The organism is Streptomyces sp. NPDC047886, from assembly GCF_043204435.1.
In the GTDB taxonomy this organism is placed as follows: domain Bacteria; phylum Actinomycetota; class Actinomycetes; order Streptomycetales; family Streptomycetaceae; genus Streptomyces.
The window spans coordinates 64,574-88,059 of the sequence record NZ_JBIDCF010000014.1; the positions used below are offsets into that span (position 1 = coordinate 64,574).

The 23,486-nt window shown below is 72.3% G+C and carries 25 protein-coding genes; 8 read left to right on the top strand and 17 right to left on the bottom strand.

Translation table 11 applies throughout. From position 1 onward, the window contains the following. Position 1: 1 nt before the first annotated feature. The 6 genes from folE to dacB all read right to left on the bottom strand — a co-directional run bounded on the left by folE (position 2) and on the right by dacB (position 7,509). Entirely contained in the window at positions 2-607 is a 606-nt protein-coding gene (folE, locus tag ACGF5U_RS30180; protein ID WP_392717813.1) for a GTP cyclohydrolase I FolE, read from the bottom strand. A gap of 134 nt (positions 608-741) precedes the next feature. Beyond that, positions 742-2,784: an ATP-dependent zinc metalloprotease FtsH gene (gene ftsH / locus ACGF5U_RS30185; RefSeq protein ID WP_392717815.1), complete on the bottom strand. Its 2,043-nt coding sequence runs from the start codon at positions 2,782-2,784 to the stop codon at positions 742-744. 198 nt (positions 2,785-2,982) lie between these two features. Further along, positions 2,983-3,522, bottom strand: coding sequence for a hypoxanthine phosphoribosyltransferase (gene hpt / locus ACGF5U_RS30190; protein WP_031077393.1), 540 nt, complete (start codon positions 3,520-3,522; stop codon positions 2,983-2,985). A 41-nt stretch (positions 3,523-3,563) separates the two neighbouring features. Then, positions 3,564-4,682 (bottom strand): tRNA lysidine(34) synthetase TilS, encoded by a 1,119-nt coding sequence (gene tilS, locus ACGF5U_RS30195; RefSeq protein ID WP_392717817.1) that lies wholly within the window; start codon positions 4,680-4,682, stop codon positions 3,564-3,566. 211 nt (positions 4,683-4,893) lie between these two features. Then, positions 4,894-6,021 carry a zinc-dependent metalloprotease gene (locus ACGF5U_RS30200; RefSeq protein WP_392717819.1) on the bottom strand — a complete coding sequence of 376 codons (1,128 nt, stop codon included), beginning with the start codon at positions 6,019-6,021 and terminating at the stop codon, positions 4,894-4,896. 45 nt (positions 6,022-6,066) lie between these two features. Beyond that, positions 6,067-7,509 carry a D-alanyl-D-alanine carboxypeptidase/D-alanyl-D-alanine-endopeptidase gene (gene dacB / locus ACGF5U_RS30205; protein ID WP_392717821.1) on the bottom strand — a complete coding sequence of 481 codons (1,443 nt, stop codon included), beginning with the start codon at positions 7,507-7,509 and terminating at the stop codon, positions 6,067-6,069. Positions 7,510-7,665: 156 nt separating this feature from the next. On the opposite strand from dacB, the gene ACGF5U_RS30210 reads away from it, so the two are divergent. The 4 genes from ACGF5U_RS30210 to ACGF5U_RS30225 all read left to right on the top strand — a co-directional run bounded on the left by ACGF5U_RS30210 (position 7,666) and on the right by ACGF5U_RS30225 (position 11,595). After that, positions 7,666-8,160: an inorganic diphosphatase gene (locus ACGF5U_RS30210; RefSeq protein ID WP_149184441.1), complete on the top strand. Its 495-nt coding sequence runs from the start codon at positions 7,666-7,668 to the stop codon at positions 8,158-8,160. 223 nt (positions 8,161-8,383) lie between these two features. Continuing rightward, on the top strand, positions 8,384-10,030 hold the full coding sequence (locus tag ACGF5U_RS30215) for a threonine/serine exporter ThrE family protein (protein ID WP_392717921.1): 1,647 nt from the start codon (positions 8,384-8,386) through the stop codon (positions 10,028-10,030). Between the two features lie 207 nt (positions 10,031-10,237). Next, entirely contained in the window at positions 10,238-11,224 is a 987-nt protein-coding gene (locus ACGF5U_RS30220) for a DUF368 domain-containing protein (RefSeq protein WP_392717823.1), read from the top strand. Between the two features lie 5 nt (positions 11,225-11,229). Next, positions 11,230-11,595 carry a YbjQ family protein gene (locus tag ACGF5U_RS30225; protein ID WP_392717825.1) on the top strand — a complete coding sequence of 122 codons (366 nt, stop codon included), beginning with the start codon at positions 11,230-11,232 and terminating at the stop codon, positions 11,593-11,595. 281 nt (positions 11,596-11,876) lie between these two features. On the opposite strand, the gene ACGF5U_RS30230 is transcribed toward ACGF5U_RS30225, so the two are convergent. The 5 genes from ACGF5U_RS30230 to ACGF5U_RS30250 all read right to left on the bottom strand — a co-directional run bounded on the left by ACGF5U_RS30230 (position 11,877) and on the right by ACGF5U_RS30250 (position 16,550). Next, positions 11,877-12,635: a MerR family transcriptional regulator gene (locus tag ACGF5U_RS30230; RefSeq protein ID WP_392717827.1), complete on the bottom strand. Its 759-nt coding sequence runs from the start codon at positions 12,633-12,635 to the stop codon at positions 11,877-11,879. Positions 12,636-12,755: 120 nt separating this feature from the next. After that, entirely contained in the window at positions 12,756-13,397 is a 642-nt protein-coding gene (locus ACGF5U_RS30235) for a PadR family transcriptional regulator (protein ID WP_392717829.1), read from the bottom strand. A 58-nt stretch (positions 13,398-13,455) separates the two neighbouring features. Continuing rightward, entirely contained in the window at positions 13,456-13,995 is a 540-nt protein-coding gene (locus ACGF5U_RS30240) for a DinB family protein (protein WP_392717831.1), read from the bottom strand. Positions 13,996-14,171: 176 nt separating this feature from the next. Further along, positions 14,172-15,629, bottom strand: a complete 1,458-nt coding sequence (locus ACGF5U_RS30245) for an aldehyde dehydrogenase family protein (RefSeq protein ID WP_392717833.1) — start codon at positions 15,627-15,629, stop codon at positions 14,172-14,174. A gap of 57 nt (positions 15,630-15,686) precedes the next feature. Then, a complete protein-coding gene (locus ACGF5U_RS30250; RefSeq protein ID WP_392717835.1) occupies positions 15,687-16,550 on the bottom strand; it encodes a helix-turn-helix domain-containing protein in 864 nt (287 codons plus the stop codon). Between the two features lie 307 nt (positions 16,551-16,857). Here ACGF5U_RS30250 and ACGF5U_RS30255 point away from each other — a divergent pair, with 307 nt between their 5' ends. Further along, positions 16,858-17,364, top strand: coding sequence for an ATP-binding protein (locus tag ACGF5U_RS30255; RefSeq protein WP_392717837.1), 507 nt, complete (start codon positions 16,858-16,860; stop codon positions 17,362-17,364). A gap of 79 nt (positions 17,365-17,443) precedes the next feature. Here ACGF5U_RS30255 and ACGF5U_RS30260 read toward each other — a convergent pair whose 3' ends face one another. From ACGF5U_RS30260 to rpmG, 5 genes are all read right to left on the bottom strand, one after another. After that, a complete protein-coding gene (locus ACGF5U_RS30260) occupies positions 17,444-17,683 on the bottom strand; it encodes a DUF397 domain-containing protein (protein WP_392717839.1) in 240 nt (79 codons plus the stop codon). 244 nt (positions 17,684-17,927) lie between these two features. After that, positions 17,928-18,173, bottom strand: coding sequence for a 30S ribosomal protein S18 (gene rpsR / locus ACGF5U_RS30265; protein ID WP_392717841.1), 246 nt, complete (start codon positions 18,171-18,173; stop codon positions 17,928-17,930). Between the two features lie 3 nt (positions 18,174-18,176). After that, on the bottom strand, positions 18,177-19,325 hold the full coding sequence (locus ACGF5U_RS30270) for a CobW family GTP-binding protein (RefSeq protein WP_392717843.1): 1,149 nt from the start codon (positions 19,323-19,325) through the stop codon (positions 18,177-18,179). Beyond that, positions 19,325-19,588, bottom strand: a complete 264-nt coding sequence (locus ACGF5U_RS30275) for a type B 50S ribosomal protein L31 (protein WP_392717845.1) — start codon at positions 19,586-19,588, stop codon at positions 19,325-19,327. The genes ACGF5U_RS30270 and ACGF5U_RS30275 overlap by 1 nt, the downstream gene beginning before the upstream one ends. Positions 19,589-19,594: 6 nt before the next feature. Next, complete coding sequence (gene rpmG, locus ACGF5U_RS30280; RefSeq protein ID WP_009719228.1) at positions 19,595-19,759, bottom strand: 50S ribosomal protein L33; 165 nt, start codon at positions 19,757-19,759, stop codon at positions 19,595-19,597. A gap of 61 nt (positions 19,760-19,820) precedes the next feature. Here rpmG and rpmB point away from each other — a divergent pair, with 61 nt between their 5' ends. From rpmB to ACGF5U_RS30295, 3 genes are read left to right on the top strand one after another with little or no spacing between them, the layout of a single operon-like run. Beyond that, positions 19,821-20,057 (top strand): 50S ribosomal protein L28, encoded by a 237-nt coding sequence (rpmB, locus tag ACGF5U_RS30285; RefSeq protein WP_392717847.1) that lies wholly within the window; start codon positions 19,821-19,823, stop codon positions 20,055-20,057. Continuing rightward, complete coding sequence (rpsN, locus tag ACGF5U_RS30290; RefSeq protein WP_392717849.1) at positions 20,057-20,362, top strand: 30S ribosomal protein S14; 306 nt, start codon at positions 20,057-20,059, stop codon at positions 20,360-20,362. The genes rpmB and rpsN overlap by 1 nt, the downstream gene beginning before the upstream one ends. Before the next feature lie 50 nt (positions 20,363-20,412). Beyond that, on the top strand, positions 20,413-20,934 hold the full coding sequence (locus ACGF5U_RS30295; protein ID WP_392717851.1) for a hypothetical protein: 522 nt from the start codon (positions 20,413-20,415) through the stop codon (positions 20,932-20,934). 298 nt (positions 20,935-21,232) lie between these two features. Here the strand turns inward: ACGF5U_RS30295 and ACGF5U_RS30300 are convergent, their stop codons facing one another. Further along, entirely contained in the window at positions 21,233-23,287 is a 2,055-nt protein-coding gene (locus tag ACGF5U_RS30300; RefSeq protein ID WP_392717853.1) for an FUSC family protein, read from the bottom strand. Between the last annotated feature and the right edge of the window lie 199 nt (positions 23,288-23,486).

The following is a 23,486-nucleotide window of genomic DNA, read 5'->3' on the forward strand; positions in this document are numbered from 1 at the left end:
GTCAGCTCGCCATGATGAGGCTCATCGCCTCGGCCCGGGTCGCGGCGTCCCGGAGCTGTCCGCGCACGGCGGACGTGAGGGTCTTGGCGCCCGGCTTGCGGATGCCGCGCATCGACATGCACATGTGCTCGCACTCGATCACCACGATGACACCGCGAGGCTCCAGGATGTCCATCAGCGAGTCGGCGATCTGCGTCGTCAGCCGCTCCTGCACCTGCGGCCGCCGCGCGTACACGTCGACCAGCCGGGCGAGCTTCGACAGGCCGGTGATCTTGCCGGACGTCGACGGGATGTAGCCGACGTGGGCCACACCCCGGAAGGGGACCAGGTGGTGCTCACACGTGCTGAACACCTCGATGTCCTTCACCAGGACCATCTCGTCGTGACCCAGGTCGAACGTGGTCGTCAGGACGTCCTCCGGCTCCTGCCAGAGGCCCGCGAATATCTCCTTGTAGGCCCGCGCCACCCGGGCGGGGGTCTCGCGCAGCCCCTCGCGGTCCGGGTCCTCGCCGACCGCGATGAGGAGTTCCCGCACGGCGTTCTCGGCTCGCTTCTCGTCGAACTCGCCGATCGTGCCCTCGCCGTCCAGCGTCACCGGGTCGGTCATCTGTGCCTCGTTCCGTGGTGCCTGAAAGTACGCGAAAACGCCGCGCCCCCACAGGCTAGAACCTGGGGGGCGCGGCATCCATTCCGGGGCTGCCGGGACCGCTGGGGGCCGGCGGCCAGAGTGTCCGGGGGCGGTCAGGCCTCCGGGCGCTCCTCGGGCACCGCTTCCGGCGCCTTGGTGGTGTCGACCGGGGTGGCGGCCGTGCTGGTCGCCGTGGTGCCCGTCGAGGCGGCCGCGCCGTTGGTCAGCGCGAGCTCCTTCGGCGAGAGCACCGGCGGGCGGGTGGAGGGCGTACGCCGCGAGGAGCCGGTCCAGGCCGGGCGCGGCGGGCGCTTGACGATCGGGGCGAAGATCTCGGCGATCTCCTCCTTGCCGAGCGTCTCCTTCTCCAGCAGCTGGAGGACCAGATTGTCGAGGACGTCACGGTTCTCGACGAGGATCTCCCAGGCCTCGTTGTGCGCGGCCTCGATGAGCTTCTTGACCTCTTCGTCGACGAGCGCCGCGACTTCTTCGGAGTAGTCCCGCTGGTGCGCCATCTCGCGGCCGAGGAAGGGCTCGGTGTTGTCGCCGCCGAACTTGATCGCGCCGAGCCGCTCGGTCATGCCGTACTGCGTGACCATCGCGCGGGCCGTCGTGGTGGCCTTCTCGATGTCGTTGGCGGCGCCCGTGGTCGGGTCGTGGAAGACCAGTTCCTCGGCCGCCCGGCCGCCCAGCATGTAGGCGAGCTGGTCGAGCATCTCGTTGCGCGTGGTGGAGTACTTGTCCTCTTCGGGCAGGACCATGGTGTAGCCCAGGGCCCGGCCACGGGACAGGATGGTGATCTTGTGGACCGGGTCGGAGTTCGGGGACGCCGCCGCGACCAGGGCGTGACCGCCCTCGTGGTACGCGGTGATCTTCTTCTCCTTGTCCGACATGATCCGGGTCCGCTTCTGCGGGCCCGCCACCACACGGTCGATCGCCTCGTCCAGGCTGTGGTTGTCGATGAGCTTCTTGTCGCTGCGCGCGGTGAGGAGCGCGGCTTCGTTCAGCACGTTCGACAGGTCGGCACCGGTGAAGCCGGGGGTGCGCCGGGCGACGGCGCCGAGGTCGACGTCCGGGGCGACCGGCTTGCCCTTCTGGTGGACCTTGAGGATCTCCAGGCGGCCCTGCATGTCCGGGCGGTCGACGGCGATCTGCCGGTCGAAGCGGCCGGGGCGCAGGAGGGCGGGGTCGAGGATGTCGGGCCGGTTCGTGGCGGCGATCAGGATGACCCCGCCCTTCACGTCGAAGCCGTCCATCTCGACCAGCAGCTGGTTGAGGGTCTGCTCGCGCTCGTCGTGGCCGCCGCCGAGGCCGGCGCCGCGGTGTCGGCCGACGGCGTCGATCTCGTCCACGAAGACGATCGCCGGGGCGTTCGCCTTGGCCTGCTCGAAGAGGTCGCGGACACGCGAGGCGCCCACACCGACGAACATCTCCACGAAGTCGGAGCCGGAGATCGAGTAGAACGGGACGCCCGCCTCGCCGGCGACGGCGCGCGCGAGCAGCGTCTTGCCCGTTCCGGGCGGGCCGTACAGCAGCACACCCTTCGGGATCTTGGCGCCGACGGCCTGGAACTTCGCCGGCTCCTGGAGGAACTCCTTGATCTCGTGGAGCTCCTCGACGGCCTCGTCCGACCCCGCCACGTCGGCGAAGGTGGTCTTGGGGGTGTCCTTGGTGATCAGCTTGGCCTTGGACTTCCCGAAGTTCATGACTCGGGAGCCGCCGCCCTGCATCTGGTTCATCAGGAACAGGAAGACCACGACGATCAGCACGAAGGGCAGCAGTGAAAGCAGCACGGAGACGATCGCGCTCTGCTTCGTGGGTGAGATCGTGTAGCCCTTCTCGATGTCACCCGCCTCGTACTTCTGCTGCAGCGTGGCGGCGAGGTCGGAACCCTGGGTGCCGATGTAGCTCGCCTGGATCTTGTCGCTGCCCTTGATCTTCTGGCCGCCCTTGAGGTCGACCTTGATCATTTGTTCGTCGCCGGTGGTCAGCTTGACCTGTTCGACCTGGTTCTTGTCGATCGCCTGGACGACCTCACCGGTGTCCACCGTCTTGTAGCCGCCCGACGAGCCGACGACCTGCATCAACACGACCACGGCGAGGACGGCCAGCACGATCCACATGACCGGCCCACGGAAGTATCGCTTCACGTCCATCCATACGGAGCGATGACGCCCCGTCCCTCCTGCCCGTAGGTAAATGCTGCTGTGAGAGTAAGTGCGAGAGTAGGTGCTGCTGGGGGAAAAAGCTGTTCTTCGGAAGGTACCCCAGCATTGTCACCCGGGACCGCCTTCCCTTGCTCCAACGGCGGGAAGGCGGCCTGGGTTCCCGTGCCGCGCCGGGGCGTCAGCTGTTCAGCCGCCGTAGACGTGCGGCGCGAGCGTGCCGACGAAGGGGAGATTGCGGTACTTCTCCGCGTAGTCCAGCCCGTATCCGACCACGAACTCGTTGGGGATGTCGAAGCCGATCCACTTGACGTCGATCGCGACCTTGGCCGCCTCCGGCTTGCGCAGCAGTGTGCAGACCTCCAGGGAGGCCGGCTCGCGCGAGCCGAGGTTGGACAGCAGCCAGGACAGGGTCAGTCCGGAGTCGATGATGTCCTCGACGATCAGGACGTGCTTGCCCTTGATGTCGGTGTCCAGGTCCTTGAGGATCCGGACCACGCCGGAGGACTGGGTGCCCGCCCCGTACGAGGAGACGGCCATCCAGTCCATGGTGACGGGGGTGGACAGCGCGCGCGCCAGGTCCGCCATCACCATCACGGCGCCCTTGAGGACACCGACGATGAGCAGGTCCTTGCCCGCGTACTCAGCGTCGATCTTCGCGGCCAGCTCGGCCAGCTTCGCGTCGATCTCTTCCTTGGTGATGAGTACCGACTGGAGGTCGGCACCCATGTCGTTCTGGTTCACCCGGGTCACTTTCGTTGCAGCCTGCGTCAGCCTTGCCGAATGACCAGTCTGCCACCCTGCCGTCGCGCGACGACGCGGCCCGGCAGATTGATGGCTCCCTGACCCCGCCAGCCGGTGATCAGCCGGTCGAGTTCTTCGATGTGGCGGGCGAAGAGGGAGCCGGCGGGCGCGCCCTCCGCGATGGCGGCCCGGCGCAGGACCCGGCGGCGGACGGCGGGCGGCAGCGCGTACAGCTTGGCGCACTCCAGCAGGCCGGCCTCGTCCCGTACGGAGGCGTCGGCGTCGGCGGCCCAGGCGTCGAGCGCGTCGGCGTCGTCGCGGCAGAGCTGCGCGGTCCTGGCGAGGGCCTCGACGACGCCCTTGCCGAGGGACTTCTCCAGGGCGGGCAGGCCCTCGTGGCGGAGCCGGGACCGGGTGTAGGCCGGGTCGGCGTTCATCGGGTCGTCCCAGACGGGGAGGGACTGCACCAGGCAGGCCTTGCGGGCGGTCTGCCGGTCGAGCTGGAGGAAGGGGCGGCGGTAGCGGCGGGCGGCGCCGGAGACGGCGGCCATGCCGGACAGGGAGCGGATGCCGGAGCCGCGGGCGAGGCCGAGGAGCACCGTCTCGGCCTGGTCGTCACGGGTGTGGCCGAGCAGGACGGCGGCGGCGCCGAGCCGTTCGGCGGCCTCGTCCAGCGCGGCGTAGCGGGCGTCGCGGGCGGCGGCCTCGGGTCCGCCCGCGCGGCCGACGGTCACGGCGACGGCCTCGACCGGGTCGAGCCGCAGGGCGGCGAGCCGGGAGGCGACCTCGGCGGCCCGGAGGTCGGAGCCGGGCTGGAGGCCGTGGTCGACGGTGATCGCGCCGGCCCGTACGGAAAGCTTGGGTGCCTCGAAGGCGAGGGCGGAGGCCAGCGCCATGGAGTCGGCGCCGCCGGAGCAGGCGACCAGCACGAGCGGGGGCTCGCCGGTGGGGGGCTGTTCGGTTGTGGCGTGGCCGGTCCCGGCGCCGGGGGCGGTGTCCCGTACGGCCGCGTCGCCGGCCGGGGTGGCGCCCGTGGGGCGGCCCGGGTGGATGGCCGACGGGTTCTGGGTGAGTTCGTTGAGTACGTCGTGGAGTACGCGGCGGACCGCCAGGCGTATCGCCGCGACCGCAGGATGGGGACCCATGTCCGGTGCCCTTCGTGGAAGTTGGGGGGTGCCTCGGTCGGAGTCTTAACGGTCGGAACGGGGGGTTCGGTCACTCCGTCGGTCACTCAGAGTGCGTCGATGGTGACAGAACCCGGCCGTTCCCCGAGCATCGCACGCCTATCCCTCGCCCACGGTCCCTCGGATGGGTGATTGGAGGGGCGTTCTTCTGCCGTCGGCCGGAACGGACTCCTCACTCTCCTTTACGGTGCACCCGCGCGACCCAGTCCGCCGGTTTGGCGATCTCCGCCTTGGTGGGGAGGGTGTTGGGTGACGTCCACACACGGTTGAAGCCGTCCATGCCGACCTCGTCGGCCACCGACCGTACGAACCGTTCGCCGTCGCGGTACTGGCGGAGTTTGGCGTCGAGTCCGAGGAGCTTGCGCAGCGCCTGGTCGAGTCGGGACGCGCCGCGCGCCCTGCGCTGCTGGAACTTCTCGCGGATCTCCAGCACGGAGGGCACGACCTGCGGGCCGACGCCGTCCATCACGTAGTCGGCGTGGCCTTCGAGCAGGGACATCACGGCGGTGAGGCGGCCGAGGATCTCGCGCTGCTCGGGGCTCTGGACGAGCTCGACGAGGGAGTGGCCCTCCTCTTCGCCTTCGCCTTCGGGGCGGGCGCCGGAGAAGGTCTGGGCGGCCTCGCGGAGCCGTTCCACGACGGTCATCGGGTCGACGTCGGTCGCGGCCAGGAATGACTGGATCTCGCCCTGCAGGTGGTCCTTGAGCCAGGGCACGGCGGTGAACTGGGTGCGGTGGGTCTCCTCGTGGAGGGTGACCCAGAGCCGGAAGTCGTGCGGGTGGACGTCCAGCTCGCGTTCGACGTGGACGATGTTGGGGGCGACCAGAAGGAGCCGCCCGCCGCCGTTCCGCCCGGCCGGGAACTCGCGGGTCGCGGGGGCGAACGTCTCGTACTGGCCGAGGACGCGGGACGCCAGGAACGACAGCAGCATGCCGAGCTCGACACCGGTGACCTTGCCGCCGACCGCGCCGAGGACGGCGCCGCCCGGTGTGCCGGAGCGGCGTTCGCGCATCTTGTCCAGGAGCGGGGCGAGGAGTTCCCTGAACCCGGCGACGTTCGCCTTGATCCAGCCGGCCCGGTCGACGACCAGGACCGGGGTGTCCTCCGGTTCGTGGCCCTCCGGGATCATCCGGGTGAAGCCGCGGACGTGCTCCTCGGACGCCTTGGCGTGCCGCCGCAGTTCCGCGACGACCTCGCGGGCCTCTTCGCGGCTCACCTCGGGCCCTGGCCGTACGAATCGGGTCGCGGTCGCGACCGCGAGGTTCCAGTCGACCATCTCGGCACCACCGATGCTCGTCATGCGTCAACGGTACGTGGTCGGGCCGGATCGGGTCAGGGCGCTGCGTCAGGCGGTGGGGGCCGGTGAGGCGCCGGCGGCGCGGTCGGGGCCGTTCCCGGCGGCCGTGAGGGCGTCGGCGAGCCGGTCGAGCGCGGGCTGCGCGGTGTACGGCGACGGGGTGTTTCCGGCGAGGAACGCGAACGCCAGGAGGCGCCCGTCGGCGGTGACGAGGGTGCCGGCCAGGGCGTTCACGCCGGTCAGGGTGCCGGTCTTGGCGCGGACGAGTCCGGCGCCCGGCGAACCGTCCCCGTACCGGTCGCCGAGCGTGCCGGTGAAGCCGCCGACGGGCAGGCCGGTGAGGACGGGGCGCAGCTCGGGGCGGGCCGGGTCGGCGGCGCGGGCGAGGAGCTCGGTGAGGAGCCGCGCGGTGACCTTGCCGCGGCGGTCGAGTCCGCTGCCGTCGGCGAACCGGGCGCCGGCCAGGGGCAGCCCGAGCTTCGCCAGCTGGGCGTGGACCGCCTCGCCCGCGCCGTCGAAGCTCGCGGGCCGGCCGGTGGCCAGGGCGGTGTGGCGGGCGAGTGCCTCGGCGAGGTCGTTGTCGCTGTGGGTGAGGGTCTGTTCGACCAGGGCGGCCAGGGGTGCCGAGTGGGTCCGGGCGAGCGGGGCGGCGTCCTTGGCGGCGCGGCCGGGCGCGGGGGCGGGGGCGGTGTCGATGCCCCGGTCGTCGAGGAGGGCGGCGAAGGCGCGGGCGGTGTCGCCCGCCGGGTCGGCGGAGCGGGGGGCGGGGCCGCTGGTGGAGGAGTCGAGGCGGCCAGCCCGGGTCATGAGGGCCGTGACGGCGGCGATGTTGTCGTTGACGCCGATGCGGTGGCGTTCGGGCCCGGTGTAGCGGCCGGTGTCGTAGGTGAGCCGGACGGCTGTGGTGCCGCGCCGGCTCAGGGCGCGGGCGGTGGCGTCGGCGAGGGCGCGCAGGCGGGCCCGGTCCAGGGTGGGGTCGCCGCCGCCGACGAGGGTGACGGTGCGGCCGTCGGGCGCGGCGACGACGGTGGTGGGGATGCGGTGGCGGGGGCCGAGGGCGGTGAGGGCGGCGGCCGCCGTGGCGATCTTGACGGTGGAGGCGGGAGTCATGGGGGTGCCGGCGCCGCGCCCGTACAGCTGCTCGCCGGAGGCGAGGTCGATGACGGCGGCCGTGCGCAGCGGGCCGAGACCGGGGTCGGCGACGAGCGGGTCGAGGGCGGCGGCGAGTCCGGCGGGGGGCGCGGCGGGGGCGGCCGGGGCGGTGCCGAGCGCGGCGAGGACACCGGGGGCGCTGGGGGCGGGGGCGGGCTCGGCGGGGCGGCGCGGCTCGTGATGTGCGCCACCTGTCGGGGCCTGGGCGGCCGCTCGGACGCGCTCGGCCGTACGCTGTCCCGAGTCCCAGGGGCCGGCCAGCCCCGCCGCGGCTGCGGACAGCAGCAGACCCAGGGCGGCGGAGCCTGCGGTGAGCTGCAACGCCTTCGGCTCCAGCACGGCTGACCAGCCCCTTTCGCGAGCACACGGTTGCGTGGGGGACACTTAACCACTGAGCTGTGCCACGAGCACGGCACCCCCGGTGAGCACGGCGGTCCGATCCTGCTGGGGGCGCAGTATCACCCGACATTTGTGTTGATCTTGGAGGAGCCACCCGTGGAGTTCGACGTCTGCATCGAGATTCCGAAGGGTTCGCGGAACAAGTACGAGGTGGACCACGAGACGGGCCGTATCCGGCTCGACCGCCACCTGTTCACGTCGACCGTCTACCCGGCCGACTACGGCTTCGTCGAGGGCACCCTGGGTGAGGACGGCGACCCGCTGGACGCGCTCGTCATCCTCGACGAGCCGACCTTCCCGGGTGTCCTGGTCAAGTGCCGTGCGATCGGCATGTTCCGTATGACGGACGAAGCGGGCGGCGACGACAAGCTGCTGTGCGTGCCGGCGTCCGACCCGCGCATGGAGCACCTGCGGGACATCCACCACGTGTCGGAGTTCGACCGCCTGGAGATCCAGCACTTCTTCGAGGTCTACAAGGACCTGGAGCCCGGCAAGTCCGTCGAGGGCGCGAACTGGGTCGGCCGCGCCGAGGCCGAGGCCGAGATCGAGGCGTCCGTGAAGCGCCTGGAGGCGCAGGGCGGCGCTCACTGAGCCGAGGCTCACGGAGCGGGCGCTCACCGGGCCGCGGCGCATCGGGCCGCAGCCGGCCGGGCGGGCGCCCACCGAGCGGTCTCCCCTTTTTCCGTACGCCTTCTCGTACGTCCGCCGGGCGGCGCACCTCGCTGGTGCGCCGCCCGCCGTGCTGTGGACGCCCATGAGCGTGCTCATACTGGGCAGACGCAAGACGGAACCGATGGGAGTGAGGGCGGGCAGAGTGGTGGCGGAGCCGAACGGTCCTGATGAGGACCGTAAGCCTCAGTCTGACGAGGCACGCAGCGCGTTCACGCCGCCGGCCGGTGTGGAGCAGCCGGCGCCGCCGGAGGACGACCACCCGACTTCGGAGTTCGCGCTTCCGCCGGGGCTGACGCCGGACACGTCGTCCGAGCCCGAGGGGTCGGCGTTCGCGCCGCCCTCCACGTACACGAAGCTGTCGCACCCGGCGTACACGCCCGTCCACGGGGGGCCCTCGGTCCGGCTGTCGAAGGACGCGCCCTGGCAGGACCGGATGCGCACGATGCTGCGGATGCCGGTGAGCGAGCGGCCGGTGCCCGAGCCGGTGCAGCGGCAGGACGAGACGGGTCCGGCGGTGCCGCGCGTGCTCGACCTGACCCTGCGGATCGGCGAGCTGCTGCTCGCGGGCGGCGAGGGCGCGGAGGACGTCGAGGCGGCGATGTTCGCGATCTGCCAGGCGTACGGTCTGGACCGCTGCGAGCCGACGGTCACCTTCACGCTGCTCGGGGTCACCTACCAGCCGTCGCTGGTGGACGACCCGGTGACGGTGAGCAGGACGGTACGGCGGCGCGGCACGGACTACACCCGGCTGACGGCCGTGTACCAGCTGGTCGCCGACATCAACTCCGCCGACCACGAGGTGTCCCTGGAGGAGGCCTACCGGCGCCTGGCGCTGATACGGCGCAACCGGCACCCCTATCCGGGGTGGGTGCTGACACTGGCGGCGGGCGGTCTGGCCGGGGCCGCGTCGGTGCTGCTCGGCGGTGGCCTCGCGGTGTTCCTGATCGCGGCGGCCGGGGCGATGCTGGGCGACCGGCTGGCGTGGTTCTGCGCGGGGCGCGGGCTGCCGGAGTTCTACCAGTTCGCGGTGGCGGCGGTGCCGCCCGCGGCGATGGGCGTGGCGGTGAGCCTGCTGCACGCGGGGCTGCGGCCGTCCGCGGTGATCACGGGTGGCCTGTTCGCGCTGATCCCGGGACGGGCGCTGGTCGCGGCGGTGCAGGACGGCCTGACCGGCTTCTACATCACCGCGTCGGCACGGCTCCTGGAGGTCGCGTACTTCTTCGTCGCGATCGTGGTGGGGGTGCTGACGGTCCTGTACGTGGGGGTGCAGCTCGGCGCGAAGCTGAACCCGGAGGGGGCGGTGGCGCCGGTCGAGCGGCCGGTGACGCAGATCATCGCGGCGGCGGCGCTGTCGCTGACGTTCGCGGTGCTGCTCCAGCAGGAACGTTCGACCGTGCTGTTCGCGATGTGCAACGGCGTCGTGGCGTGGGTGGTGTTCGGGGCGATCGCGCTGGCGGCGAACGGCTCCACGGTGCTGGCGACGGCGGTCGCGGCCGGTCTCGTGGGCCTGTTCGGGCAGTTGACGGCCCGGTACGAGCACACCTCGTCGCTGCCGTACGTGACGGCGGCGATCGGACCGCTGCTGCCGGGCTCCGCGACGTACTACGGCGTGCTGCACATCGCGCAGAACAACATGGACCAGGGGTTCGCCTCGCTGGCGCGGGCCGCGGCGCTGGCGCTCGCCATCGCGATCGGGGTGAACCTGGGAGGCGAGCTGGCCCGGATGTTCATGCGTTCGCCGGTGTCGGCGGCGTCGCGCCGGGCTGCCAAGCGCACGAGGGGCTTCTGACGGGGCGTCCGGCCCTGGCCCCGCGCCCGGGTCCCGCCCGGTCCCGCGCCCGGGTCCGGTCCTGGTCCGGCGCCCCGTCCGCCGCCCCCGTCCAGGCGTCGCGGGGCCCCAGGGGCTCGCGGGCGCACCCCATAGGATGGGTGCTCGCTCCAGCCCTCATCCAGGACGGCTCGCGATGGCGCGGTCCTGCTACGAAAACAGGAGACCATGGCTAAGCTGGCCGGCCCCCATCTCTTCAATGTGTTCCGCGGGGCCCTCATCGGCACCGCCGAGGCCGTACCCGGCATCAGCGGCGGCACCGTCGCGCTGATCACCGGCGTGTACGAGAAGCTCATCGGCGGCGCGGGGAACCTGACGTCCGCCGTCCGCCTCGCGGCCTCCGACCTGCCCCGGGGCCGGGGCGGGGCACGCGCCGCGGCCGAGGTGAAGAAGGTCGACTGGTCCGTCGTCGTACCGCTGATCATCGGCATGGGCGCGGCCCTGGTGCTCGCCGCGAAGCTGATCGCGCCGCTGGTGAAGGAGCAGCCGCAGTACTCGTACGCGGTGTTCTTCGGTCTGGTGCTGGCGTCCCTGTGGGTGCCGTTCTCCAGCTCGGGGCGGCGCTGGCGGCCGCTGGACTACCTGCTCGGGCTCGCGGTCGCGGTCGGCGGCTTCGTGCTGACGGGGCTGCCGCCGGCGCAGATGCCGACCCACCCGGTCATCGTCGCGGCGGCGGGCGCGGTCGCGATCTGCGCGCTCGTCCTGCCGGGCGTCTCCGGCTCGTTCATCCTGCTGACGCTGGGCCTGTACGAGCCGACGATCGACGCGGTCAACGAGCGGAACTTCACCCACCTGGGCGCGTTCGCGCTGGGCTGCGTCGTGGGCCTGGCCCTCTTCGTGAAGCTGCTGAAGTGGCTGCTGGAGCACCACCACCACATCACGCTGGTCGTGATGACCGGTCTGATGGCGGGCTCCCTGCGGGCGCTGTGGCCGTGGCAGGACGAGAACCGGGAGCTGCTCGCCCCGTCCGGTGCGGTCGGCCTGACGTTCGCGCTCGCCGCGCTCGGCGCCCTGGTGGTCGTCGTGGTCCTGGTCGTGGAGCACAGGGCGCAGGCGAAGAAGGCCCGCGAGGAGGCCCCGCGCGGCCGCCACGCCCGGGTACCGGCGCAGGATGCGGCCGCCGAACCGATGCGGGATGCTGCGCGCAGGAGGTGATGCCCATGGGCATCGAGGAGTACGGCGGCGGTCAGTCCACCCAGTCCGACGTCCTCGTCGTCACCACGAACGACGTCCCGGGCTACCAGGTGCAGCAGGTGATCGGTGAGGTGTTCGGCCTGACCGTGCGGTCCCGGCACCTGGGCAGCCAGATCGGCGCGGGCCTGAAGTCGATGATCGGCGGCGAGCTGAAGGGCCTGACGAAGACGCTCGTCGAGACCCGGAACCAGGCGATGGAACGGCTCGTGGAACAGGCGCGCGCACGGGGCGCCAACGCGGTGCTGGCGTTCCGCTTCGATGTGACGGAGGCGGCGGACGTGGGCACGGAGGTGTGCGCGTACGGCACGGCGGTCGTGATCAACCGCGTGTAGCCGCGCGGGACAGGACGTGAGGCGGCGCCACCGGGGCATGGCCCTGGTGGCGCCGCCTCTGCCGTTCTCCCGCTGCCCGGCGCGTCCCCTGTGCGCGCCGGGCGGGCTCCGCGTGGCCGGGCGGCTCCGCGTGGCCGCGAGTGCTAGCGAGGCCGAGGCCGCGGGGTCTAGACGTGGCCGCGGGGTCTACGGGAGGCCGCGGGACCACGCGAGGCGCGCGGGGGTCTACGCGTGGCCGCAGGATCTACGCGAGGCCCCAGGGCCTGCGCGAGGCTGCGGGTCTACGCGTGGCGCGCGGCGTTCGCGTGGATCGCGTCGCGCAGGTGCGTGGCCATGCCCGGGCGGAGCCCGTCGAAGAACGCCGTGAAGCGCTCGTCCGCCACGTACATGTCCGCGAGGCCCTGGTGGATCTCGTAGGTGCACTCGTAGTGCCAGCGGCAGATCTGCTGCCGGTGCTCCTCCGCCAGCTCCATGGCGCGCTCGCCGGACGGCTCCTCGCCGTCCTCCAGGAGCGCCACGTACCGCTCGCCCCATTCCTTCGCCTCGTCCTGGATGCGCTGCCAGTCCTCCTTGGTGTAGCCGGCCGCGCGGCGCTGCGAGTCCTTGTACGCCTCGGTGCCGCCCCAGCGCCGCTCGGCCTCCTCGGCGTACTGGTCGGGGTCGAAGTCCCCGAACACCTCGAACTTCTCCTCGGGCGTGAGGTTGATGCCCATCTTCTTCGCCTCCATGGCGTGCTCGACGGCCTCGGCCATCTTCTGGAGTTCGGCGATCCGCGCGGTCAGCAGATGGTGCTGGCGCCGCAGGTGCTCCCGCGGGTCGGCGTCGGGATCGTCCAGAAGGACCGCGACCTGGTCGAGCGGGAAACCGAGCCCCCGGTAGAACAGGATCTGCTGCAGCCGGTCGAGGTCGGCGTCGTCGTAACGCCGGTGCCCCGCGAGGCTGCGGCCGCTCGGGGAGAGCAGCCCGATCTCGTCGTAGTGGTGCAGTGTGCGCACCGTGACCCCGGCGAAACCGGCGACCTGTCCCACGGAGTAGCCCACGGCTCCCCGCTCCCTTCCTGTGTCGGTACGCCCTTCAGCCTGGGGCCTCACGCGACGTGAGGTGCAAGCCCGCCGACGTGAGGTGCGAGCCCGCCGGTCGTCTCCGCCCGGAGCCGCCGGTCAGCGGGTGTCGCCGGGGTGCGGCGTGCCGGTCGCGTAGGGGTTCTCCTCGCCCGGCCGCAGGACCCCGACGAACGGCTCGCCCTCCCCCGCGAACGTGTAGGCGCCGCCCTCGATCCGTTCGATCAGGCCGCGCGTCCACGCGGCGCCCGCGTCGGCCGAGTGCACCCACATGTTCATGATCTCGCCGATGTGGCCCAGCGACTCGGGCCCGTCCGCCGGCGTGTAGTACTCGGTGACGCCCGCCCGCCACCGTTCCAGTCCTGCGACCCGGCGCTTCAGCAGCTCGACGGCCTCGGCGCGCGGCAGGTCCACGATGAAGCCGAGCGCGGCGGAGAGGCTGTCCTGCTTCTGGTCGTGGGTGGTCAGCGCCTCGCGCAGGAGCGTGAAGTACTCCTCGGTGCCCCGGTCGGTGATCTCGTACTCGGTGCGCGGGGGGCCGCCCGCCGTGCTGGGCGCCGTCTCGTAGGCCCGCAGCAGCCCCTGCTTCGCCATCTGCTTCAGGGCGTGGTAGATCGAGCCCGGCTTGGCGTTGGACCACTCGTGCGCGCCCCAGTACTCCAGGTCGTTGCGTACCTGGTAGCCGTGCGCCCGCCCGTGCTGGCGCACGGCCCCGAGAACCAGCAGCCGGATCGCCGACATCGCCCACCCTCCGTACCGACTCGTCAATTTTGACCAGAGTACGGGGAGGGCGGCCGGTTCAGCTCTCGCTCTCCATGGCGATGAGCTCGAACGAGGTCTTGCCGTCCAGGGACTCCCGGATGATGTCCGCGTGACCGGCGTGCCGGCCCATCTCCTGGACCAGGTGCAGGGCCATCCAGCGCATCGAGACGCGGCCGTCCTTGGGGAACCAGGGCGCCTCGGGCAGCGGGAAGGTGTCGTCCAGGCTGGGCACGGAGCGCAGGAAGTCGTCCGTCTCCTTGGCGACGGCGTCCCAGAAGGCCAGCGTGCCGGGGATCGTCTCCCCGTCGGTCAGCCGGAACGCCTCCGCCCATGTCTCCCGGGTCCGCTGCCTCTCGTTCACCCGCCGCTGCGCCAGCCGCAGCCAGTTGAGCTCCACTTCGGCGACGTGCTTGATGAGGCCCGACAGGGACAGCTCACTGGCGCTGGGGCGGCTCGCCGCCTGCTCCTCGGTCAGTCCGACGACCGAGCGGCGGACGGCGGCGCGCTGCGCCTCGATGAAGTTCAGCAGCGCGCCGCGGTCATCGCCGTGCGCCTCCGCGGGAACGAGAGCGACCATGGGAGTTCCTCCTTCGTCGACGTCCTGACACCGGCCAGGCTACGGACGCTTCCGGTCAGGTTCTGTCCGCAACCTCGGTCATCGGCGGTTCGGCGCGTTCGGCAGCGGCGGCGCGTTCGCCAGCCCGGCACATTCGGCAGCGGCGGGGCGTTCGGCTGCGGGGCGCGTTCGGCGGGTCAGAACGGGAAGCGGCTGCGCCCGTGCTGGATGGAGATCCACTTCTGGGTGGTGAACGCCTCCACGGTCGCGTCGCCGTTCAGCCGGCCGAGACCGGAGTGCTTCTCCCCGCCGAACGGGACGATCGGCTCGTCGTGGACGGTGCCGTCGTTGATGTGGATCATGCCGGTGTGGATGCGGTGGGCCAGCCGTACACCGCGCTCGACGTCGCCGGTGTGGATGGCGCCGCTCAGCCCGTACGGGGTGTCGTTGGCGATCCGTACGGCCTCCTCCTCGCCGTCGAACGGCACGATGAGCGCCACCGGGCCGAAGATCTCCTGGGAGAGGACCGGGGAGTCGGCCGACAGGCCGCCGAGGACCGTCGGGGCCACCACGTTGCCCTCCGTGGCGCCGCGCACCAGCGCCGTGGCGCCGGCCTCGACGGTCTGCGCGACCAGCGAGGTGACGGCCTCCGCCTGCGAGGGATTGATCAGCGGGCCGATGTGCGTGGAGGGGTCGGCCGGGTCGCCGGTCCTCAGGGTGCGGACCTTGGCGACGAACTTCTCGGTGAACTCGGCCTCCACGGAACGGTCCACCAGCACCCGGTTCGCCGCCATGCAGACCTGGCCCTGGTGCACGAACCGGCTGAAGACGGCCGCGTCGACCGCGTAGTCGATGTCCGCGTCCTCCAGGACGATCAGCGCGCTGTTGCCGCCGAGCTCCAGCACGGCGTGCTTGAAGTTCCGCGCGCAGACGGTGGCGACGTGCCGGCCGACCCGGTCGGAGCCGGTGAAGGAGATGACCTTCGGGACGGGGTGTTCGATCAGCGCGTCGCCGATCTCGGCGATGTCGGTGACCACGACGTTCAGGAGGCCCGGCGGCAGGCCCGCGTCCTCGAAGATCTTCGCGATCAGGGTGCCGCCGACGATGGGGGTGTTCTGGTGCGGCTTGAGCACCACGGCGTTGCCGAGGGCGAGCGCGGGGGCGACGGACTTGATCGACAGGAAGAACGGGAAGTTGAAGGGGCTGATGACCCCGACGACCCCGACGGGGACCCGGTAGAGACGATTCTCCTTGCCGTCGATCGGCGACGGGAGGATCCGCCCCTCGGGGCGCAGCGCCAGGCCCATCGCCTCGCGCAGGAACTCCTTGGCGAGGTGCAGCTCGAACCCGGCCTTGAGGCGCGTACCGCCCAGCTCGGCGATGATCGCCTCGGTGATCTCGGCGTCGCGGTCCTCGATGAGCCGCAGGGCGCGCTCGAAGACGGCGCGCCGCGCGTAGGGGTTGGTCTCCGCCCAGGCGCGCTGCGCTCTCTCGGCCGCGCGGTACGCCTGGTCGACCTCGTCGACCGTGGCGACGGTTATGGAGGCCAGCTTCTCCTCGTTGTACGGGTTGAAGTCGATGATGTCCCACGAGCCGCCGCCGGCCCGCCATTCACCGTCGATGTACTGCAGGGCCAGGTCTGTGAAGTAGGACATGCCATCCCTTCCGTCGGCCAGAGGGGCCTTGTGACGAGACGTCATCCTACGGCTGTGTCAGATGAGTTGGAGGAGACCTCGGAGAAGATCCCGGCTCTCCTCCGGCCCGGGGCTGTCCTCGTGCAGGCGCTCTATCGCCTTCTCGTACTGGGCGACCTCCTCACGCTTGTCGAGGTAGAGGGCGCCGGTCAGCTGCTCCAGGTAGACGATGTCGGAGAGGTCGGACTCGGGGAAGCGCAGCATGGTGAAGGCGCCGCTCTCCCCGGCATGGCCGCCGAAGCTGAAGGGCATCACCTGGAGCGTGACGTTGGGCCGCTCGGAGATCTCGATCAGGTGCTTGAGCTGATCGCGCATCACGGCCCGGTCGCCGTACGGGCGGCGGAGCGCCGCCTCGTCGAGAACGGCGTGAAAGCGCGGGGCCCGCTCGGACACCAGGACCTTCTGGCGCTCCACACGGAGGGCGACGCGGCGGTCGATCTCGGCGGCCGGGGCGTCCGGCATGCCCCGGGCGACGACGGCGTGCGCGTACGACTCGGTCTGCAGGAGGCCGTGGATGAACTGGACCTCGTAGATGCGGATGAGCGACGCGGCGCCCTCCAGGCCGATGTAGGTCTGGAACCAGCCCGGCAGGACATCGCCGTAACTGTGCCACCAGCCGGCGACGTTGGCCTCGCGGACGAGCCCGAGGAGCGCCTCGCGCTCGATCGGGTCGGTGACGCCGTAGAGCGTCAGGAGATCCTCGACATCCCGCGTCTTGAAGCTCACCCTGCCCAACTCCATACGACTGATCTTGGATTCGGATGCCCGGATCGAGTAGCCGGCGGCCTCACGGGTGATGCCGAGCGACTCCCGCAGTCGCCGCAGCTGTGAGCCCAGCAGGATGCGCCGCACGACGGAACCGCCCGATTCGCTTGCGGTCACGTTTCCAACCCTCCCCATCGCTGATGTGTACGACGGAGCACCCCCGAGCCCCGAGGAGGCGGATTCTGCCACCAAATCGCTTCACCCCGTACTCATTCGATTACGGAAAGGGGAACGCTTCGGCCAGCCCCCGGAAAGTGGTCCGGGGAAGATATGGCCAAGAACCGGCACGTGCCCGGACACGTCGGGCGCGTGCACGTGCATCTGCCCTTGCATCAGCTCCCCGCTTTCGGAACCATGGACCGCGCGCACCTGCGTACTCGTTCGTGTTGTAGCACCACAGCCGCGAATCCCGGGAGTGCCTCGCATGGGGACGAATGGATCGACCATGCTCGAGCCGTTAAGGCAGGGGCTTCCTCCGATCGACGCCGCCTCCGTCTCCAGCTCCGCGTCCTGCGCGCTGCCCGCGCGGTACGAAGCGGTCCGCGGGGCACGGCAGTTCACGAGCACGACGCTGGCGCAGTGGGAGCTCGACGACCGGTTCGACGACGTCGCCCTGGTCGTCTCCGAACTCGTCACCAACGCCCTGCGGCACGCGCTGCCCGCCGACACCCCGCGCGAACACCCGCACGACCCGCCCGTCCGGCTGCATCTGATGCGCTGGGCGAGCCGGCTGGTGTGCGCGGTGCGCGACCCCAGCCCGGACAGCCCGGCGACCCGCGAGTCCGACGAGGACTTCTCCGCGGAGTCGGGCCGGGGGCTGTTCCTGGTGGAGTCCTTCAGCGACAGCTGGGGCTGGCACCCGCTGGCCGGCACCCTGCGCGGCAAGGTGGTCTGGGCGCTGTTCCGGCTGGGCGACACGGCGACACCGTAGGCGCGCACCGCGACCGCGCGCCGGGACGACGGGACTCCGCCACGGGCGGAGTCCCTTTCTCGCTGTGCCGGTGCGGCGCTCAGCCGCCCACCAGGTGGTCGAACTCCCCGTCCTTCACGCCCAGCAGCAGCGCCTCGATCTCGGCCGGGGTGTACACCAGCGCCGGGCCGTCGGGGTGCCGCGAGTTGCGCACGGCCACGTTCCCGCCGGGCAGCTTGGCGAACTCCACGCACGAGCCCTGCGAATTACTGTGCCTGCTCTTCTGCCAGACGGCCCCATGAAGCTCTGTGGCCGCCATGCCGTTGTACACATCGTGCACAGGACGCTCCCCGAGTCACATGAGTTGCATGAGTTAGTGATGATGCAGGTGTCAACTATCCGGGATCATAGCTCTGTTCATGTGCGCCTGCACGAGCAGATGCACGTGCACGGGGGGTACTCCTCCGACTACAGAGACGTGTGGCGGCCCGTATCGGCTCCCTCCCGCCCCGACACATGTGAAAGAGGGCCCCTCCCGAAGGAGAGGCCCTCTTTCGCAGGTGAAACGGGCGGGGGACCAGGGATCAGCGTGACGACGAGGAGTACGGCAGCAGAGCCATCTCGCGGGCGTTCTTGATCGCGCGGGCCAGCTCCCGCTGCTGCTGCGCGGACACCCGGGTCACCCGCCGACTGCGGATCTTGCCCCGGTCGGAGATGAACTTCCGCAGCAGATCGGTGTCCTTGTAGTCGATGTACGTGATGCCGTCGCGGTCCAGCGGGTTCGGGCGGGACTTGGCGGGCTTGCGGTCCGTCGGGCGGCGCGGGGACATGGGTCAGACCTCCAGGAGGGCGTCGAAGGCGGGCGGGAGCCGCTTCCAGGCCTCACGGCCCGCGGCGTACTCCGCGTCGGTGAGCAGACAGGAGTCGAGGACCTCGGCGAGCCCCTCGCGGTCCAGGCCGGGCGAGGTGAACACCAGGTGCTGGCAGCGGTCCCCGAACTCGGGGTCCCACTCCAGGGCGGCCGCGGCCCGGCGGACCGGCGGCACCATCTCCCAGGCCGCGTCCGGCAGCGCGGCGAGCCACGGTCCCGCGCTCTCCACGCAGAGCGCACCGCCCGCCGCGTCCCAGCCCAGCAGCGTGTCCGGCCGGTCGGCGAGCCAGAACCTGCCCCGGCTGCGGGCGGCGGCACAGGTCAGGTCCTCCAGCGCGGCGTACAGCCGCTCGGGGTGGAACGGCCGGCGGCGGCGCCACACGTACGTGCCGACGCCGGACACCTCCGCCTCCTGCGGCAGCAGCGCGCAGGACGGGTGCTGGGCGGCCGCGGCGGCCTCGACGTCGAACCCGGCGAAAGCGGCGGCCGCGAGGTCGCCGTCCGGGACCGGGACCCGGCGGGCCGTCGGGTGGAGCTGGGCGAGCAGCGCGCGGTCCTCGTCGTCGGCGTCGGGGCTGTCGAGGACGGCGAGCACGGGGGCGTACTCCAGCTGCCGCGCCCAGGTGTCGGCGACGGTCCGCTGGTCGGTGGTGGCGGCCGCGAGGCCCGCCTCCGTCAGGTCGTCGCCGTTGCCCAGGTACGGCAGGAGCAGCGCGGGGTCGACCGCCGTGATGACGGACGTCACGGTGAACCCGGCGGCGGCCACGACCTCGGCCATCGCCTTGGGCTCGACCGAGTCCCACAGCTCGACCACCGCGAGCCGGGCGACGCCGTCGAGGCCGCTGTCGGCGAGGCGCTCCAGCTCGGGGACGAGGTCCTCGCGCAGGGCGCAGCAGGCGCAGTCGTTGACCAGCGGGGTCCGGCCGGTGGACAGGACGCCGCCGGCGTCGCGGACGGTACGCAGGACCGTGCCCCGCGACGCGGCGTCCGACAGGTCGTGGTGGAGCGCCACGCTGCCGGGGACGGTGGCGAGCAGTCGCTCCACCGCGGCGGTGCGGGCGTCGGAGTGCAGCCCGCAGACGAGGGCGACGGACAGGGTGGCGGACGACATCAGCGGGCCTCGCGCCTGCCCTGCGGGCCGTACCGGCGCTCGAACCGCTCCACGCGTCCGGCGGTGTCGAGGACGCGCGCCTGGCCGGTGTAGAAGGGGTGGCTCGCGGACGAGATCTCCACGTCGACGACGGGATAGGTGTTCCCGTCCTCCCATTCGACCGTCTTGTCGCTGGTCATGGTCGAGCGGGTGAGGAAGGCGAGGCCGCCGGCCTTGTCTCGGAAGACGACGGGCTCGTACGGGGGGTGGATGCCGGGCTGCATGGCGGCTCAGCGCTCCTCTCGGAAGTCGACGTGGCGACCGACGACGGGGTCGTACTTGCGCAGCGTCATGCGGTCGGGGTCGTTACGGCGGTTCTTGCGGGTCACGTAGGTGTATCCGGTGCCGGCGGTCGACCGGAGCTTGATGATCGGGCGGAGTTCGTTGCGGGCCATGGGGTTAGGATAAATGGAAACGATTCCCATTTCCAAACACTCGATGGAGAGGTAGGTCACCTTGTCCGCCCACTGCCAGCTGACCGGCGCACAGCCGGGCTTCGGCAACCGCGTCTCGCACTCGCACCGGCGCACCTCCCGGCGCTTCGACCCGAACGTCCAGCGCAAGCGCTACTGGCTGCCGAGCGAGGGCCGGTACGTCCGGCTCACCCTGAGCGCCCGCGCGATCAAGACCGTCGACACCATCGGGATCGAGGCCGCCGTGGCCCGCATCCGCGCCCGCGGGGTGAAGGTCTGATGGCGAAGAAGAGCAAGATCGCGCGCAACGAGCGGCGGAAGGCCGTGGTCGAGCGGTACGCGGCCCGGCGCGCCGAACTGAAGGAACTCATCCGCCGCCCCGGCACCCCCGAGGCCGAACGCCTCGCCGCGCAGGCCGAGTTGCGGCGCCAGCCGCGTGACGCCAGCCCCACGCGCGTCCGCAACCGGGACGCCGTCGACGGCCGCCCGCGCGGCTACCTGCGCAAGTTCGGGCTTTCGCGGGTGCGGACCCGGGAGGAGGCACACGCGGGATTCCTGCCCGGCGTACGCAAGTCCTCCTGGTAGCACCGCTGGTAGCTTGGCGCGGTCATGCAACCTCCGAGGGGGACACGAACGTGCACAAGCTCGATCGGTCGGTACGCGCCGGGGTCGCCGTCGCGGCCTGCGTCACCGCCGCCGTCGCACTGACCGGCTGCGGCAGCGGCGACGACTCCGGCAAGGGCGGCCCGTCCGCCACCCCGCCGCCCGCCTCGCCGTCCACGGGCGGCACGGACGCCGGCCCGGGGAGCGCCACCCTCGCCGGCGTCGAGGGCTCCTGGGCCGGCATCACCGACGGCAAGCCCGTCAACCTGACCGTCAGGAAGGGCCAGGCCGTGGTGATCACGGAAGCCCGGGTCTGCCAGGGCGAGGCCAAGGAGGCGGGGGTGGCCGGAGAGACCGGAGAGGCCGGAGAGGTGACGCTCGCCCTCCGGTGCCAGGACGGCAACACCGACCGTGCGACGGGCACCGTCGAGTCCGTCGACGGCACGCAGATCGTCGTGGCGTGGGACGGCGGCAAGCGGGACACCCTGATGAAGGCCACGGCGAACCTGCCGAGCTCCCTGCCGTCGCTGCCGTCGCTCCCGCCCCAGCCGTAGCCCACCCCCACGCGGCGGCAAGGCCGCTGGGGGCGGGGCCGCCAGGGGCGGGGTCGCGGAGGGAGCGGGGTCGCCGAGGGCAGGGTCACCGAGGGGACGGAGTCGCCGGGGGCCGGACCACCGGAGGGCGGGGCCACCGGAGGGCGGGGCCACTGAGGGAGCAGGGTCACCGAGGGGACGGAGTCGCCGGAGGCCGGGCCACCGGAGGGGCGGGGCCACCGGAGACCGGGGTCGCCGAGGGAGCAGGGCCATCGGAGGGCGGGGCCACCGAGGGGAGATCACCGAGGGGTCAAGGGCGCTACGTCGCCTTCAGGGCGTCCGAAAGCGCGTCCAGCGCGTCCAGCAGTTGCCGTACCCCGTCCCGTACGAGCGGATCGGCCGGAGCCGCGTCGTCCAGGGCGTCGCGGATCTCGTCCCAGCGCGGGACGCGGCGCTCCAGGATGTCCTTCGCGCCCTGCTCCGTGGCGTGGTGCAGGGCCTCCGCGAGGGGTGCCGCGGCCGGTGACGGAGCGGCGCCCCGGTCCGGCAGGTGCGCCTCCAGCAGCATCGCGGCCCTGCCGAGCCGGGCCAGCGCCTCGTCGGCGCCGTCCGCGGCGGCCCGGGACAGCCCCCGGTTGCGCACCGGTTCGTGGGCGGCGCGGCCCAGCGCCTCCCGCCAGGCCGACCGGGCGGCGCGGGTGTCGAGCACGGCCTCGCGCACGTCAGCGGCGTCGCGTCCCACGGGGTTCGCGTGGTGGGCGACGACGAGCGCGGCGTACCGGCCCGCCGCCACCAGCCACTCCGCGAGCCGCGCCCGCAGACGCGGCGTCTCCCACGCCGGGTACAGCGCGTACGCGAGCATCGCCAGCAGACCGCCGAGCAGCGTCAACACGACCCGCTCCGGCACGGTCTGCGTCCACTCCTCGCCGCCCATGCCGAGCAGGAAGACCACGTACGCCGCGACGCACACCTGCCCGACCGCGTAACCGGTCCGCATCAGCAGGTACATCCCGAACGCGCACCCCACCGCGAGCGCCGCCGCCGTGTACGTGCCCGGGTCCGCGACCCGCACCACGCCCGTGGCCAGCGCCACCCCGAGCAACGTCCCGCCGAAACGGGCGACCGAACGGGCATACGTCTGTGTGAAGTCCGGCCGCATCGCCATCACCGAGGCGAGCGGCACCCAGTAGCCGTGCCCCAGCGGCAGGCCCACGCCCAGCGCGTAACCGGCCGCCGCGACCACGGAGACACGCACCGCGTGCCGGAAGAACGGCGAGTCGCCCCGCAGTTCGGCGCGCATCGTGCGCAGCACCACGGGCACCAGCCGCACGAGGGAGGGCCGGCGGAGCAGCGCCCCGTCCTCACCACCCCGGCGGCCCGCGTCACCGGCCGGGGCGGCCGCCGCCAGGACGTCCTCCAGGAGGGCGGCGAGCCGGACGGCGGCACGGCGGGCGGGCGCCCCGGTCAGGATCAGCGCCGTGTCGGGCGTCCGGACGGCGGCGAGCGCGCCGGGCGGCACCGCCACGGGTTCGCCCTCGCGGATGGCGCGGGCGGCGGCGTCCAGCACCGCGCCCGCGGCGGCCAGCAGCTCCCGCACCCGGTCACGCTGCGGGCCCTCCCCCGGGACGCCCACCGCCGGGTCGGCGAGCGACGCGATGACGGGCCGGATCCGCTCCGCCAGCCCCCGGGCGCCGTGCAGTTCGGCGGGGCGGCGCCGGGCCTGGCGCCGGGTGACGGCCGCGGCGCTGCGCGCGGTCATGAGCGGCTCGGGATCGAACCGCGCGTACGGGTCGTGGCGCAGCCGCCTGGCGTAGTCCGCCTCGGCGGCCAGCGCGTCGGCGAGCGCGTCGCGCTGCGCGCCCCAGCGGCGGATCGGGAACAGCACGATCAGCCCCGCCTGGACGAGCCCGCCGACGGCGATCACCGCGGCGTGCCCGGCGGCGTCCGCCACGGAGGTCGGCAACGTGACGGTGATCAGCATGATGGCGACGTTCGACGAGGCGACGAGGCCCACCGTGGGCCCGGCGGACCAGGCGAGCCCCGTCACGAACGCCCACACCACCAGCAGCGCCAGGAACCCCGCCAGGTGCCCGCCGGCGACGTAGCCGAGGAACGTCGACACCGCCAGGCTGACCCCGGACGCGAGGGCCAGCGTGGGGCGGGGCCGCCAACTGCGCTGGAACGTCGCGATGGCCGCCTGGAACGCCCCGAACGCCGAACTGGCCGCGACGGCGGGCCCGAACACCGAGAGGCTCACGAACACCACCAGGGCGAGCCCGGCGGCGGCCCGCAGCGCGGCGAGCGGCTCCAGGCGCCGCCGCTCGACCGTCAACCCGGAACGCGCGGTCGCCTTGAGGGCCCGGAACCAGGTCATAGCGCCGAGATTAGTACCGACCGGCGCAAACCATCCGCCCCGGCTGGAAGGGGACACGGAGAGTCGCCCCCGCAAGGGGATCCGCCCCGGCGAGCCCCGCCCCGGGAGGGGCTCTCGCCCGCCCCGGCGAGCCCCGCCCAGGAAGGGGAACCCCGCCCGGGGAGGGGCTCCGGCACGGGGAAGGGCTCCAGGGCGGGGA